12 protein-coding genes are annotated in these 14,308 nt (G+C 71.5%); 3 read left to right on the top strand and 9 right to left on the bottom strand.

Features of this window, described 5'->3' with window-relative positions; genetic code table 11:
- Window positions 1-52: 52 nt before the first annotated feature.
- Entirely contained in the window at window positions 53-1,294 is a 1,242-nt protein-coding gene (locus OG252_RS44305) for an ROK family protein (RefSeq protein ID WP_329343353.1), read from the bottom strand.
- A 36-nt stretch (window positions 1,295-1,330) separates the two neighbouring features.
- Window positions 1,331-1,972: an alpha-ketoglutarate-dependent dioxygenase AlkB family protein gene (locus OG252_RS44300; RefSeq protein ID WP_329343351.1), complete on the bottom strand. Its 642-nt coding sequence runs from the start codon at window positions 1,970-1,972 to the stop codon at window positions 1,331-1,333.
- A 66-nt stretch (window positions 1,973-2,038) separates the two neighbouring features.
- Between OG252_RS44300 and OG252_RS44295 the strand changes: the two genes are divergently transcribed.
- A complete protein-coding gene (locus OG252_RS44295; protein ID WP_329343349.1) occupies window positions 2,039-3,172 on the top strand; it encodes a methyltransferase in 1,134 nt (377 codons plus the stop codon).
- Here the strand turns inward: OG252_RS44295 and OG252_RS44290 are convergent.
- Window positions 3,162-4,028 carry a class II fructose-bisphosphate aldolase gene (locus tag OG252_RS44290; protein ID WP_329343348.1) on the bottom strand — a complete coding sequence of 289 codons (867 nt, stop codon included), beginning with the start codon at window positions 4,026-4,028 and terminating at the stop codon, window positions 3,162-3,164. The two genes, OG252_RS44295 and OG252_RS44290, sit on opposite strands and share 11 nt — an antisense overlap.
- Window positions 4,029-4,051: 23 nt before the next feature.
- Window positions 4,052-4,933, bottom strand: coding sequence for an SIS domain-containing protein (locus OG252_RS44285; protein ID WP_266444855.1), 882 nt, complete (start codon window positions 4,931-4,933; stop codon window positions 4,052-4,054).
- A gap of 125 nt (window positions 4,934-5,058) precedes the next feature.
- Here OG252_RS44285 and OG252_RS44280 point away from each other — a divergent pair, with 125 nt between their 5' ends.
- Window positions 5,059-5,838: a DeoR/GlpR family DNA-binding transcription regulator gene (locus OG252_RS44280; protein ID WP_329343346.1), complete on the top strand. Its 780-nt coding sequence runs from the start codon at window positions 5,059-5,061 to the stop codon at window positions 5,836-5,838.
- Window positions 5,839-5,895: 57 nt separating this feature from the next.
- Here OG252_RS44280 and OG252_RS44275 read toward each other — a convergent pair whose 3' ends face one another.
- Together OG252_RS44275 and OG252_RS44270 are read right to left on the bottom strand one after the other, a co-directional pair.
- The gene (locus OG252_RS44275) at window positions 5,896-7,083 is read right to left on the bottom strand and encodes a GDSL-type esterase/lipase family protein (RefSeq protein ID WP_329343344.1); all 1,188 of its coding nucleotides are present in this window, start codon (window positions 7,081-7,083) and stop codon (window positions 5,896-5,898) included.
- Between the two features lie 17 nt (window positions 7,084-7,100).
- Window positions 7,101-7,685 (bottom strand): TetR/AcrR family transcriptional regulator, encoded by a 585-nt coding sequence (locus OG252_RS44270; protein ID WP_266444848.1) that lies wholly within the window; start codon window positions 7,683-7,685, stop codon window positions 7,101-7,103.
- A gap of 143 nt (window positions 7,686-7,828) precedes the next feature.
- Here OG252_RS44270 and OG252_RS44265 point away from each other — a divergent pair, with 143 nt between their 5' ends.
- A complete protein-coding gene (locus OG252_RS44265) occupies window positions 7,829-9,655 on the top strand; it encodes a glycoside hydrolase family 15 protein (RefSeq protein WP_266444846.1) in 1,827 nt (608 codons plus the stop codon).
- Window positions 9,656-9,680: 25 nt separating this feature from the next.
- Here the strand turns inward: OG252_RS44265 and OG252_RS44260 are convergent, their stop codons facing one another.
- The 3 genes from OG252_RS44260 to OG252_RS44250 form a co-directional block, all read right to left on the bottom strand.
- Window positions 9,681-11,351: a carboxylesterase/lipase family protein gene (locus tag OG252_RS44260; RefSeq protein ID WP_266444844.1), complete on the bottom strand. Its 1,671-nt coding sequence runs from the start codon at window positions 11,349-11,351 to the stop codon at window positions 9,681-9,683.
- Window positions 11,352-11,406: 55 nt separating this feature from the next.
- Window positions 11,407-12,993, bottom strand: a complete 1,587-nt coding sequence (locus tag OG252_RS44255; RefSeq protein WP_329343340.1) for a carboxylesterase/lipase family protein — start codon at window positions 12,991-12,993, stop codon at window positions 11,407-11,409.
- A 172-nt stretch (window positions 12,994-13,165) separates the two neighbouring features.
- The gene (locus OG252_RS44250) at window positions 13,166-14,140 is read right to left on the bottom strand and encodes a hypothetical protein (protein WP_329343338.1); all 975 of its coding nucleotides are present in this window, start codon (window positions 14,138-14,140) and stop codon (window positions 13,166-13,168) included.
- Between the last annotated feature and the right edge of the window lie 168 nt (window positions 14,141-14,308).

Raw genomic sequence — 14,308 nt, 5'->3', positions numbered from 1 at the left:
CACGAGCCTACCCGGGGCGTGTCCGAAGACGCCTTGCGCGGGTGCGTGGGCGTCACTGGGCCAGCGCGCCCAGCGGATCGTCCAGCACCGGCTGCCAGGCCAGCTCGGCCGCGCCGACCAGGCTGTTGTGGTCGAGGGTGCACGCCAGGATGGGGACGCCGCCGCTCTGCCCCCACAGGCTGCGGTCGGCGACGACCGCGCGCAGTCGGCCCGGGTCGGCGTCCAGCAGGGTGCGGTGCAGACCGCCGAGGATGATCCGGTCCGGGTTGAGGATGTTCACCAGGCCGGCCAGGCCGAGGCCGAGGCGGTCGATCAGGGCCTCGGTGGCGGTGCGGACGGACGGGTCGTCGTAGTGGTTGCGGACCAGGTCGTTGGCCTGCTGGAGGAGGGACACCTCCGGGCCCGGGTCGCGGCCCGCCGCGGTGAGGAAGGCGAGCGGGTCGGCCTCGACGTCGAGACAGCCGCGGCTGCCGCAGTGGCAGGGGCGGCCCTCCGGGTTGACCGTGAGGTGGCCGACTTCGAGCGCCAGCCCGGAACTCCCGGTGTGCAGACGCCCGTCGAGGACCAGCGCGCCGCCCACGCCCCGGTGGCCGGTGGCCACGCACAGCAGGTCCCGGGCGCCGCGGCCCGCGCCGTGCCGGTGCTCGGCGAGCGCGGCGAGGTTGACGTCGTTGCCCGCGAAGGCCGGTCCGGTGATCCCGGCCGCGCGCACGCACTCCGCGAAGATACGGCGGACCGGGGCGCCCACCGGCCACGCCAGGTGCAGCGGGTTCAGGGCGAGTCCGTCCGGCTCGGCGACCGCCGACGGCACGGCCAGCCCGGCGCCCACGCACCGCCGTCCGGTCGTGCGCAGCAGTTCGGCGCCGGCCTCCACGACCGACACGAGGACCTTCGCGGGATCTTCCTCGACGGTCTCGCAGCCGGGCGCGGTGGCGACGATCCGGCCGCCCAGACCGACCAGCGCCGCCCGGAACCCGTCGGCGTGCACCTGCGCGGCCAGCACGACGGGGCCGTCCTCGGCGACCGCGAGCCGGTGCGAGGGCCGCCCCTGCGAACCGGCCGCCGCGCCGGGCCGGGCGTCGACCCGGATCAGCCCGAGCGCCTCCAGTTCGGCGGCGACCGCGCCGGCGGTGGCCCGCGTCACGCCGAGCTCGGCGGTCAGCACGGCGCGGGTCGGCGCGCGTCCGGTGTGCACGAGCTCCAACGCGGGCCCGAGCGCACCGCGCCCCCGGTCCAACCGCGCCCTCGAGGGGGTCCCTTCCCCCGCCGTCCGGGGGTCCGCCTTGCCGCTCATGAGGGCGAGTCTCCCATGATCCGCAGACTCCGCGGCCTACAGACCACTGGCCCGAAGCGTGATGTTCAACCGCCCGACCAGACCCAACTCCGGCGGTGCCGTACCCGCCTGGACCCGGGGCACCCCGTGGTAAGCGAGCCGGGACGGCCCGCCGAACACGAACAGGTCGCCGCTGCGCAGCTCGACGTCCGTGTACGGCCGGGTCCGGGTCTCGGGATTGCCGAAGCGGAAGACGCAGGTGTCGCCGAGGCTCAGGGACACCACCGGTGCGTCCGACTTCTCGTCGCTGTCGCGGTGCATGCCCATGCGGGCGTCGCCGTCGTAGAAGTTGATCAGTGCGATGTCGTACGCATCCGATGCGGCGCCCAGGGCCTGACTCGCGGCGCGCCGGCCCAGCTCGCCCAACCAGCCCGGGAACGGCTTCACCGGTGCGCCGTCGCCGTCGACGACCGTGCGGGCGTAGGCGTACGGGTACCAGTGCCAGCCCAGACACACCTGGCGGGCGGTCATCGTGCCGCCGCCGGGGGTGCGGACCGTCCTGAGGCCGGCCGGCGGGCGGGCCCACTCCCGGCACGCCTCGACCAGGTCGCGCTGCCGGGCCGTGTCCAGCCAGTCCGGCACGTGCACCGCGCCCGGCGCGACCTGAGTACGGGTCCTCGGGAACAGCTCGGTGTCCATGGTTCCATCCTGCCCGACAGCGCTGAGCTGCGGCTCGGCTAGCCTGGACGCACGATGAACGACCGTATGACGACTCCCTGGGGCGAGCTCGCGCTGTCCCGCTTCCCCGAGGACCCGCGTGAGAGGCTGCGCGCCTGGGACGCCTGCGACGAGTACCTCCTCCGGTATCTCGCGGACCAGGACGTCCCGCTGTCCGGCACGGTCGTGGTGGTCGGGGACCGCTGGGGCGCGCTGGTCACGGCGCTCGCGGCGCACCGGCCGGCGCAGATCACCGACTCGTACCTGACCCAGGAGGCGACCCGGGCGAACCTGGCGCGGGCCGGCGTCGAGACCGGTGCCGTGCGGCTGCTCACCACGCAGGACCCGCCGCCCGGTCGCGTCGACGTGCTGCTGGTGCGGGTGCCGAAGAGCCTGGCGCTGCTGGAGGACCAGTTGCTGAGGCTGGCGCCCTCGGTGCACGAGGGCACGGTCGTCGTCGGCACCGGCATGGTGAAGGAGATCCACACCTCGACGTTGCAGTTGTTCGAGCGGATCCTCGGTCCGACCCGCACCTCGCTCGCGGAGAAGAAGGCCCGGCTGATCTTCTGCACGCCCGAGCCGTCGCAGGAACGGGCCGCCAATCCGTGGCCGTACAGCTATGAGCTCCCCGACGGCATCGGCCTTGTCTCGGGCCGTACGGTCGTCAACCACGCCGGCGTCTTCTGCGCGGACCGTCTCGACATCGGCACCCGGTTCCTCCTGGAGCATCTGCCGGACAGCCGCGCCGGGCGGCGAGTGGTGGACCTGGGGTGCGGGAACGGGGTCGTCGGTACGGCGATGGCGCTGGCCGATCCCGGGGCGGAGGTGCTGTTCGTGGACGAGTCGTTCCAGGCGGTGGCCTCGGCGGAGGCCACGTTCAAGGCGAACGGCGTGCCGGGGCATGCCGAGTTCCGCGTCGGGGACGGGCTGGCCGGAGTGCCGGCCGACAGCGTGGACCTGGTGCTGAACAATCCGCCGTTCCACTCGCACCAGGCGACCACGGACACCACGGCCTGGCGGATGTTCACCGGGGCGCGGCGCGCGCTTCGGCCGGGCGGCGAGCTGTGGGTGATCGGCAACCGTCATCTCGGATACCACCTGAAGCTGCGGCGGTTGTTCGGCAACAGCCAACTGGTCGCCAGCGGCCCGAAGTTCGTGGTGCTCAAGGCGGTCAAGAGGTAGCGGTCGGTCCTGTGAGAGCCCGGATGATCCCCGTCACGGCCCGCACCATCGCCTCCCGTCCCACGCTCAGGTACGTCCGTGAGTCGACCGCCTCGGGGTGGGCGGCCAGGAACTCGCGGATCGCGTCGGTCATCGCGATGTTGAGCGCAGTGCCGACGTTGATCTTGGTGATGCCGCCCGCGACGGCCTTGGCCAGCTCGCCGTCCGGTACTCCGGACGAGCCGTGCAGCACGAGCGGGACGTCCAGGGTGTCGGCGAGGTGTTTGAGGAGGGTGTGGTCGAGGGCGGCGGTGCGGGTGGTCATGGCGTGGGAGCTGCCGATGGCCACCGCGAGGGCGTCGACGCCGGACTCCGCGACGAAGGCCCGGGCCTCCCCGGGGTCGGTGCGGGCCCCGGGCGCGTGGGCGTCCAGCGGCGACTCGCCGTTCTTGCCGCCGATCCGTCCCAACTCCGCCTCGACCCAGAGCCCTTGGGCGTGTGCCCAGTCGGCGGCGGCTCTGGTCGCGGCGAGGTTCTCGTCGTACGGAAGTCGGGCCGCGTCGTACATGACGGAGCTGAATCCGGCGTCGGGTGCCTGGCGGAGGAGGTCGTCGCTCTGTACGTGGTCCAGGTGCAGCCCCACGGGTACGGCGGCTCGTTCGGCGGCGGCGACGGCGGCGCGGGCCAGCGGAAGCAGTCGTCCGTAGCGGAACTTGACGGCGTTCTCGCTGACCTGGAGGACGACGGGTGCACCCACCGACTCCGCACCGGCGAGGACCGCCTCGACATGTTCCAGCGTGATGATGTTGAAGGCGGCGACGGCGGAGTGCGTGGCGGCGGCGCGGGTGACGAGCTCGCCGGTGGTGACGAGGGGCACGGACTGTCTCCTGTCTCGGCGCGTCAGGGGGCGAGGATCACTGAGCGGGTGAGGTGGCGGGGCCGGTCGGGGTCCAGGCCGCGGGCCGCGGCGACGGCTACGGCGAGCCGCTGGACGCGGACCAGCTCGGCGAGCGGGTCGAGGCCGCCGGCGACCCACAACGCGCCTGTGTCGCGGACCTGTTCGGGCAGGCCGTCCGGTGCCTCGCCGAGCATCCAGGTGGCGGTGCCGTGGGTGGTGATGCTGATGGGGCCGTGCCGGTACTCCATCGCCGGGTAGGCCTCGGTCCAGGCGAGACAGGCCTCGCGCATCTTCAGTCCGGCCTCGTTGGCCAGCCCGACCGTCCAGCCGCGGCCGAGGAAGGTGAACTGGGCGCAGTCCACGAGGCCTTGGGGCAGCGGGGAGACGAGCGCGGTGCGGGCGTCGGCGACGACGGCGTCGGTGTGCAGGCCGAGGTGCGCGCGGAGCAGGGTGAGCGCGGTGGTGGCGAACCGGGTCTGCACGACCGAGCGTTCGTCCGCGAAGTCCAGGACGACGAGGTCGTCGGCGGCCTCCATGACGGGGGTGCCGGGGTCCGCGGTGATGGCCGTCGTGCGCGTGCGTCCCCGCAGCTCACCCAGCAGCTCCAGCACCTCGGTGGTGGTGCCGGAGCGGGTGAGGGCGACGACCCGGTCGTACGAGCGGCCGTACGGGAACTCGGAGGCGGCGAAGGCGTCCGTCTCGCCCTGTCCCGACCCCTCGCGCAGCGCCGCCACCGCCTGCGCCATGAAATGCGAGGTGCCGCAACCGACGATCGCGACCCGCTCCCCCGGCGCCGGCAGCGCCCCGGCGTGCTCCGGGGCCATTACAGCCGCGCGCGTCCAGCACTCGGGCTGGCTGGCCAGCTCGTCCTCTACATGGGTCATGCCGCTCCCCTTCGTGGCTTTGCTTGTTTGTGCAAGATATAGCTAAGTTTCGAGCACAATCAAGCATTCTGGCAGAAGGGTGGGTGCGCTAGGGTCGCCTGGAGATCGAGGAACGGAGGGCGCGGATGTCACGCGACGCCCGTTGGAAGGCGCTGCTGGAACTGCTGGTCGAGCGCGGCCGGTTGGACGTCGAGGAGGCGGCCGCCGAACTTTCGGTCTCGTCCGCGACCATCCGGCGCGACTTCGACCAGCTGGCCGAGCAGCAGATGCTGGTCCGCACGCGCGGCGGCGCGGTCGTGCACGGGGTGTCGTACGAGCTGCCGCTGCGCTACAAGACGGCCCGCCACGCCTCGGAGAAACAGCGCATCGGAAAGGCCGTGGCGGGCCTCGTCACCCCCGGCGAGGCCGTGGGACTCACCGGTGGGACGACCACGACCGAGGTGGCGCGGGCGCTGGCCGTGCGCGGCGACCTGTCGTCCGGGTCGCCCGCGCTGACCGTGGTCACGAACGCGCTCAACATCGCCAACGAGCTGGCCGTGCGCCCCCAGTTCAAGATCGTGCTGACCGGCGGGGTCGCGCGCCCGCAGTCCTACGAACTCGTCGGACCGCTCGCCGACGGAGTGCTGAGCCAGATCACGATCGACGTGGCGGTCCTCGGTGTCGTCGCCTTCGACGTCACACACGGCACCTCCGCGCACGACGAGGCGGAGGCGGCGATCAACCGGCTGCTCTGCGAGCGCGCCGAACGCGTGATCGTCGCCGCGGACTCCAGCAAACTGGGGCAGCGCGCCTTCGCCCGGATCTGCGCGACGGCGTCCGTGGACACGCTGGTCACGGACACGGCGGCCGGGCCGGACACCGTACGGCAGTTCGAGGAGGCGGGGCTGCGGGTCGTCGCGGTCTAGCCCTCACGGCGGCCAGGGCGGACAGGGCGGTCAGGGCGGTCAGGGCGGTCAGGGCGGTCAGGCGACCCTGCGGTCATGGAAAGCCCCGTCGGTCGCGAAGGCCAGCTCGGCGAAGCGTTCGCCGATGTGGCGGTGGGTGGCGGCGTCGGGGTGGAGGTTGTCGGGCAGCGGGAGCTCGGCGGAGTCCGCCTCGCCGTAGAGGTCGCGGCCGTCGAGGTAGTACAGGTTCGGGTCCTCCGCCGCGCGCTGCGCCACGATCCGGGCCAGCTCGTCCCGTATGACGCCCAGGGTCAGCTTTCCGACCGCACGCTCGGCCGGATCGCCCATGGCCAGGAACCGCAGCCGCCCCTCGGTGAGGCCCGTGAAGTCCGGGGCGCTGGGCCCGGGCGTGTCCTCGTGGATGGGACACAGGATGGGCGAGACGACGAGCAGCGGGGTGGTGGGGTGCCCTTCGCGGACGGTGTCGAGGAAGCCGTGGACGGCGGGGCCGAAGGCGCGCAGGCGCATCAGGTCGGCGTTGACCAGGTTGATGCCGATCTTCACGCTGACCAGGTCGGCGGGGGTGTCGCGCAGGGCGCGGGCGGTGAACGGATCCAGCAGGGCGCTGCCGGCCAGCCCCAGGTTGATCAGTTCCACCCCGCCGAGGGACGCGGCGAGCGCCGGCCAGATGGCGGTGGGACTCGCGGCGTCGGAGCCGTGGCTGATCGAGCTGCCGTGGTGCAGCCACACCCTGCGGCCCGGGTCCGGGGCGGGCTCGACGGGGGCGTCGGTGCGCAGGGCGATCAGTTCGGTGGTCTCGTTGTGCGGCAGCCAGAGCTCGACGTCCTTGGCGCCGTCGGGCAGACCGGTGAAGCGGAGGGTGCCGGGCGGGCCCGGCCGGTGCTCGGCGGTCCCGGCGGCCATGTCGATGATCATGACGTTGCCGCCCGTGACGCTCGCCCGGCCGGCCGGGCAGCCGTCGACGACCAGGTCGTACACGCCGTCCGGGCGGGGCGGGGCGCCCACGTAGCTGCGCTTGGTGGGCAGCGTGTCCAGCTCGATGACGGTGCCCCTGGTGCGGAAGACCAGCCGTACGCCGGAGGGCTGTGCCTCCGCCGTGGCCAGTTGGGGGTCGGCACACTGGGCGCGGGCCCGGGCGGGCAGCCGGTGCGGCAGCACGCCGTGCTCGGTACGCTCCACGTCGAGCGCGCCGCGCAGCAGCTCCGCGGTCACGGGTGTGGTGGTCCAGTTGTCCTGGGTGTGCATTGATCTCAACCTGTCGATCATCGGGTGGGAGGCTGCGCCGCGGGCCAGTTCCGCAGCAGGGCGTCGAGGGCGTCCAGGATCCGCGACCAGCTCTCCTGCGAGTCGGGGGCGCTGTGGCTGAACCCGCCCGCCAGCTCCAGGCTGACGTAACCGTGGAAGACACTGCCCAGCAGCCGCACCGCGTGCGTCTGGTCGGGCTCGGTGAGGTCGTAGCCGCGCAGGATCGCCCGTGTCATCCCGGCGTGTCTGCCGCCCGCGCTCGCGGCCGCCTCCTCCGGAGTGAGCCGCCACTGGGCGGCGGAGTACCGGCCGGGATGTTCCCGTGCGTAGTCGCGGTACACGTTCGCCAAGGCGGTCAGGGCGTCCTTGCCGGCCCGGCCGGCCAGCGCGGCGGCGCCCCGGTCGGCCAGCTCCTTCAAGGCGAGCAGGGCGATCCCGCTCTTGAGGTCGTCAGAGTTCTTCACGTGCGAGTAGAGGCTCGCGACCTTGACGTCGAACCGCCTGGCGAGCTCCGAGACGGTCACCTGATCGAAGCCGACCTCGTCGGCCAGCTCGGCCCCCGCCCGGACCAGACGTTCCCTGGTCAGCCCTACCCGTGCCATAACCTGCTCCTCGCTTACCTGAATCCATTGTGCACTTGCCTAATAGCTTTAGGCAAATTCGCATGTCCCTCTCCCCCCGCCGCCCCGCCCGCTCCCCCTAAGCTGAGGCTGAGTTGATCGTGTGTCGGGCCCGGGAGGCTGCGATGGATGCAACAGAGCACGTGTCCGGGGCCGCGCGCTATCTGCCGATCGCCGAACACGGTCTGATCGGCGATCTGCGCAGCGTGGCCCTGGTGGGGACCGACGGCACGATCGACTGGTACTGCTGCCCCTCCTTCGACGCCCCGAGCGTCTTCGCCTCGATCCTGGACGCGGAGAAGGGCGGCTGCTTCGAGCTGGCGGCGAGCGTGCCGGCCCGCACCAAGCAGTTCTACTTCCCCGACACCAACGTCCTGATCACCCGGTTCTACACCGAGGACGGCGTCGGCGAGGTGCAGGACTTCATGCCGGTCGACGGCAGCTCGGTGGAGATCGAACGGCACCGGTTGATCCGGCGGGTGGTGTGCGTGCGCGGCTCCATCCCGTTCCGCACGCGCGTGGCGCCTCGCTTCGACTACGGCGCCCAGCCGCACACGGTCCGCATGGTCGGCGACGTCGCGGTCTTCGAGTCCGCCGAGCTGTCACTGGGGCTGACCGCGACGGTGCCGCTGGAGGTCGAGGGCCTGGACGCGCGGGCCGACTTCAAGCTCGCCGAGGGCGAGTCGGCGGTGTTCGCGCTGGACCAGGTGGGCGGCGAGGTGGCTCCCCGCCGATGCGCGCGGACGGAGGCGGAGGAGCAGTTCACGACCACGGTGGCGTACTGGCGGAACTGGCTGTCCGCGTCCAAGTACCGTGGCCGCTGGCGGGAGATGGTGCACCGCTCGGCCCTCACCCTCAAGCTGCTGACCTACGCCCCGACCGGCGCGATCGTGGCCGCCCCCACGACGAGCCTGCCCGAGGAGCTCGGCGGCGAGCGCAACTGGGACTACCGGTACGTGTGGGTGCGCGACGCCGCCTTCTGCGTGTACGCGTTGCTGCGGCTGGGCTTCACCGGCGAGGCCGAGGCGTTCATGAACTTCGTGACCCGGCACATCAGTCCCGGCGACGGCAAACCCTCGGGCCCCCTGCAGATCATGTACGGCATCGACGGCCGCACCGAGCTGCCCGAGCGGGAACTCGACCACCTGGAGGGACACCAGGGCTCCGCGCCGGTACGGGTCGGCAACGGCGCGGCCGAGCAGCTCCAACTCGACATCTACGGTGCGCTGATCGACTCGATCTACCTCTACGACAAGTGGGCCAAGCCGATCTCCAGCGACCAGTGGGACGACGTGTCCGCGCTGGTGGACTGGGTGTGCGAGCACTGGGACCAGCCCGACGAGGGCATCTGGGAGACCCGCGGCGGCCGCAAGAACTTCCTCTACTCGCGACTGATGTGCTGGGTGGCGATCGAACGGGCGATCCGCATGGCCAACCGGCGCGGTCTGCCCGCCGATCTGAACCGCTGGCGGGAGATCCGCGACACGATCTACCGGCGGATCATGAAGCGCGGCTGGTCCGAGGCCCGCCAGGCCTTCGTGCAGACCGAGGACGGCGACGTCCTCGACGCGGCCGTCCTGATGATGCCGTTGACGAAGTTCATCGCCCCGACCGACCCCAAGTGGCTGTCCACCCTGGACGCGCTCACCCACGACCTGGTGTCCGACTCACTGGTCTACCGCTACGACCCGCAGGCGAGCCCCGACGGACTGCACGGCGACGAGGGCACGTTCTCCATCTGCTCGTTCTGGTACGTCGAGGCCATGGTCCACGCCGGGCGGATCGACGAGGCCCGGCTGGCCTTCGAGAAGATGCTCACCTACGCCAACCATCTGGGCCTGTACGCCGAGGAGATCAGCCACACGGGCGAGCAACAGGGCAACTTCCCGCAGGCGTTCACCCATCTCGCCCTGATCAGCGCGGCGTTCAACCTCGACCGTGCCCTCGGCTGACCGCCGAGGGCACGCGGGGCGGGCGTCAGGACGACAGACCCTGCCAGAAGTCGAGGTTGTGCTCCGCACGGAAGTCCCGGGTGGCCTTGGAACAGGCCGCCGGGGGCTCGGAGCCCGCCGGCGCGGTGTCACAGGCGACCAGTGACATCAGCTCCTGTGTCTTCGCGCTGTACTTGGGCCAGGCGGGGGTGCGGGGGCCGTTCGGGTCCGCGTCGGCGGCGAACCGGCCCCAGTAGGTGATCATCTGCCGGGACAGCTCCAGCTGGTCGTCGTCGTACGGCAAGGTCTGGCCCAGGTAGTCCCAGAGGTAGCCGAGGTCGTCGACATGGATGGCGCCGCCGAAGGGGAAGTTGCGCGCGGACTCGCTCTTCTGCTGGATCAGGAAGATGGACGTGAAGTGCGGGGTGTCGCTCTCGGCGAACTCGTAGGCGTACGTGGGGACCCACTTCGACAGCGTGGCCATCAGCTGCTGCCGGGTGGAGGACGTCGAGTCGTTCTGGGCGGCGGTGAACGCCTCGCCGGGGGTGTCATAGGCGCTGAGCGGGTATTCGGCGAGCACCTTGTCGGCGTTCGCACCATAGGCGGAGCGGACGGCTGTCTCATACCCGGCGGCCGTCATCGGCGTACCGAGGTAGTCGTAGTTCTGGAAGGTGAACAGGCCGCGCTCGCTGTTGGTCTGACCCAGCATCACCGGGACACGGTTGAACCTCCCCGTCTGGACGGCGGTGCCCGGGTTGACGGGGAAGGCGGAGCCGCCGACGGACGGGGAGACGCCCGCCTTCTTCTGGGCGGCCAGCAGGTCGGCGGCGGGCTTGGCGCGCAGGCAGGCGACCACCTCGGAGGCGGCGTCGCAGCCGACGGCCTTGACGAACGCCTCGCTCTGCGCCTGACCGGAGGCCGCGGACTGCAGGTTGCAGCCGCCGCTCATGATGCCCGCCCGGGCGAACAGCCCCTTGGCGGTGGGCGAGGCGAGGTGGTCGCAGACCGAACCGGCACCGGCCGACTGCCCGGCGATGGTCACGTTCCTCGGATCACCGCCGAAGCGGGCGATGTTGCCGTGCACCCAGCGCAGAGCCGCCTGCTGGTCGAGGAGCCCGTAGTTGCCGGGACCGTCCTTGCTCTCGGCCCGCAACTGGGGCAGGTTCAGCGTGCCGAGCACGCCGACGCGGTAGTTGACGGTGACGACGACCGCGCCCGTCTGCTCGACGAACCTGCGCGGATCGGTGTCCTGGCCCGCACCGCCGGTGAAGCCGCCGCCGTGGATCCACACCAGCACGGGGGCGTTCGCCCTGGCACGGTCGGGGACGTAGACGTTGAGGGCGAGGCAGTCCTCCGAGGTGATGGTCTTCTCGTAGCCGGGGTCCCAACCGCTGTTCTGCGCACAGCGGTCGGAGAAGGAGGTGGCGTCGCGCACGCCGGACCACCGGGCGGCCGGCTGCGGCGGCTTCCACCGGCCCGCACCGGAGGCGTCGGCCGCGTACGGGATGCCGAGCCACTCGTCGTAGCCGGTCCGGTGGGCGCCTTTCACCTTGCCGTTCGTGGTCTGTACGAGGGTGGAGACAGGGTGGGCCGACTGCGTGGGCGCGTCGTCGGACTGGGCGGCCTGGGCGACGACGGGGGTGATCCCGAGGCCGAGGAGACTCACGGTGGCGAGGGTGGCGCGGACTCTGCCGCGCAGGGCGGTGATCGCTCTCATTGCTCCCTGCTCTCTGCGTGCGGGCGTACTGAGGGACGGTGGCGGGGGTGCGGCGTCAGGCGAGCCAGAAGTCGCAGTGGTGGTCGGCCGCGAACGTGGTGACGACCTTGCTGGCTCCTGCGGTGCGCAGCTGCAGCACCTTCTGCTCGGGGCCGTACGTGGGCCAGGCCGGGGCGCCCTTGACGTTCGGATCGCCGTGGTGCGCGAAGGCGCCCCAGTACCGCGTCATCTGGTCCGAGAGCCGCTCCTGCCGTGCGGTGAGGGGCTTCTCGCCGAGGGTGAAGTCGAAGAGGTAGGCGAGTTCGGCGCTGTGGGCGTTGGACATGTCCTCGCCGGGGACCGCGAATCCGTAGAGGGTCGGCGAGGTCGGGTCGTTGAACTCGTAGCGGTAGACGGGGGTCTTGGCCGCCATCACCTGGGCGGTCTGCTGCATGGAGCAGGCCCGCTGGGCGTCGGTCTGGACCTGGGTGATGGCGTCGTAGGGGCTCTTGAAGCGGCTCAGGGGATAGAGCTCCAGGACGCGTTCGGCACGGTCTCCGTACGTCCTGCGGACCAGGTCCTCGTAGCCCTGCGCGGTGATGCCGGCGAGTGCGGCGGACAGCAGCCGGTTCTCGGAGCGGGTGGTGCCCGTCATGACCGGCACTGCGTTCCAACTACCGTCCTCGAACGCCTGCTTGAAGGACTTCGGCAGCAGGGAGCCGCCCACCTTGGAGCTTCCGCGATAGTCGGCCTGGTGGGCGATGAGTGTGCCGGGCCAGGCCTTTCGCAGGCAGGTGACGACAGCCTCCGAGGCCGCGTCGGCGCAGCCCACCGCCTGGGCGAATCCGACGCCGCTCTGTTCCCCGGCCGACAGCGTGGTGCGGTCGCTCAGACACGTGGCACTCTGCACGATCGCCTGGTCGAACAGGCCGCGGGCCGACGGCATGGCCATCAGGTCGCAGACGGCCGAGCCGCCGGCCGACTGGCCGTAGATCGTGACTTTGCCCGGGTCGCCGCCGAAGCGGGCGATGTTGTCCTGTACCCATTCCAGCGACGCCAGTTGGTCCATGCGTCCGTAGTTGCCGGAACCGCCGGGTGTGACGGCGCTGAGGGCCGGGTGGGCGAGGAAACCGAGGGCGCCCAGGCGGTAGTTGACGGAGATGACGATGGTGTCGGTCTTCGCGGCCATGGTGCTGCCGCCGTAGATGACACCGGTGCCCTGGGTGTGGCCGCCGCCGTGGAACCACACCATGACGGGCAGCTTCGCGGTGGTGGCCGTCCGGGCCGGGCGGTACACGTCCAGATACAGGCAGTCCTCGCTGACGGCCTGTTCCTCCCGTACACCGGTGGGCTCGAACTGCAGACAGGCGGGCGACTGACGGTCGGCCTCCCGGACGTCCTTCCAGGACGCCGGCGCGGCGGGCGGTGCGAACCTCAACTCCCTTACCGGCGGCGCCGCGTAGGGCAGACCGAGGAACCGGTCGGCACCCGCCTCGGTGCTGCCGCGGACGGGTCCGCTCTCGGTCCGCACGACCGAGGTGCTCTGCTCCTTGGAAGGGTGTCCGGTGGAATCCGCCGCCACGTGTCCGGCGCCGAGCGCCAGGGCGGGAACGACGGCCGCCGTCACCAGGGCGCCCGAAAGTTGTCTGAAGGTACGTCTCATCAACTCGTCGCCTCTCATGAGAGGACCGCACAGGTGAACGGCCGGTCCGCAGCGCCTGCGAACGTAACCGCGCGGCAACACTGTGAGCAAGATGCGCGACGAGATTGTTTACAATGCTTAGAACGATTTAGCCCGGCTGCCGGTGAACGCGGCAGCCGGGCCCGTCCAGGTGTCAGTGCCCATGACCGCCTGAGGACTCGTGTACGTCCGTCGGCTCGTCGTCCGCGGCTGTCGCCGGCGCCGCCGCTCCCGCCCGGACGGTGAACGCCGCGGTGCGCACCTTGCCGTCGTGCTTGAAGTCGAGGAAGAGCCGGTAGGTGCCGCTGCTCGGCGCCGTGGCCGTGAAGGAGACGGCCGGGCCGGGCTCGGTCGTGCCGTCGCCGGGTTCGCCGTTGGGGTGGACGTGGAGGTAGGCGAGGTCGCCGGAGCGCAGGGCGACCAGATGGCCGTACGCGCCGAGGTAGGGCTGCAGGTCGGTGACCGACTTGCCGTTGCGGGAGACCTTCAGGGTCAGCTCGCCTGCCGTGCCCGGGCGCAGGGCGCCGTTCAGCGCGACCTCGTAGCCGTCGATCCGGGCGGTGGTGTTCGGCGCCGGCACGGGCTGCGGCTCGTAGGGGCCCGAGGCCGCGAGATCCGCGCCGAGGGTGAGGTTCTCGGCGTTCTTCTTCTCCGGGGTGAAGTCGGCGAAGACGCGGTAGCCGCCCGCACGGGGCAGGTCGACGGGGATGCTCCAGGTGCCGTCGGCGGCGCGGGCGGGGTGCAGATGGCGGTAGGTGCCCAGGTCGCGCGAGGCCACGATGAGGTGGAGTTCCTTGTCGTGTTCCCGCCGGTAGGAGGTGACCGCGCGGCCGTCGTCGTCCCGGATGACGAAGCGCAGGTCGACGGGGCGTCCGGCGGCGACCCGGGGGGTTTCGAGGTCGAGGGTGTAGCCCTTCTCGGAGATCTGCAGCCCGCCCGCCGGTTCCGATTCATGACCCGCCCGGCCGCCCCCTCCGCCTGGAGACGGTGACGCCTCGCTGTGGCTTTCGTGGCGCGCAGGCGTGCTGTCCTCGACGACCGGGTCGAGACCCTTGCCCACGCCGTACGCGGTGCCGAAGGTCGCGGCCAGCGCGGCGGCGAACGTGGTGATCTTCAGTCCAGCGTGCATGGTCGACTCCTGGGAGACAGGGGCCCCGGGCTTCGGTGCGAGGCCTCGCGATACAGCTCACCATACCCCTGGGGGGTACCAAGTCAAGCGTTCTGAGGACTTGCTCTCAATACGGGGTGGGGGTATACAGAACACGAGACGCACGATACCCCCTCCCCGTATCTGAGT

It is taken from the genome of Streptomyces sp. NBC_01352, assembly GCF_036237295.1.
Lineage (GTDB): Bacteria > Actinomycetota > Actinomycetes > Streptomycetales > Streptomycetaceae > Streptomyces > Streptomyces plumbiresistens.
Note: the sequence above shows the minus strand (reverse complement) of the source record. Positions and strands in the feature narration are given on the sequence as shown.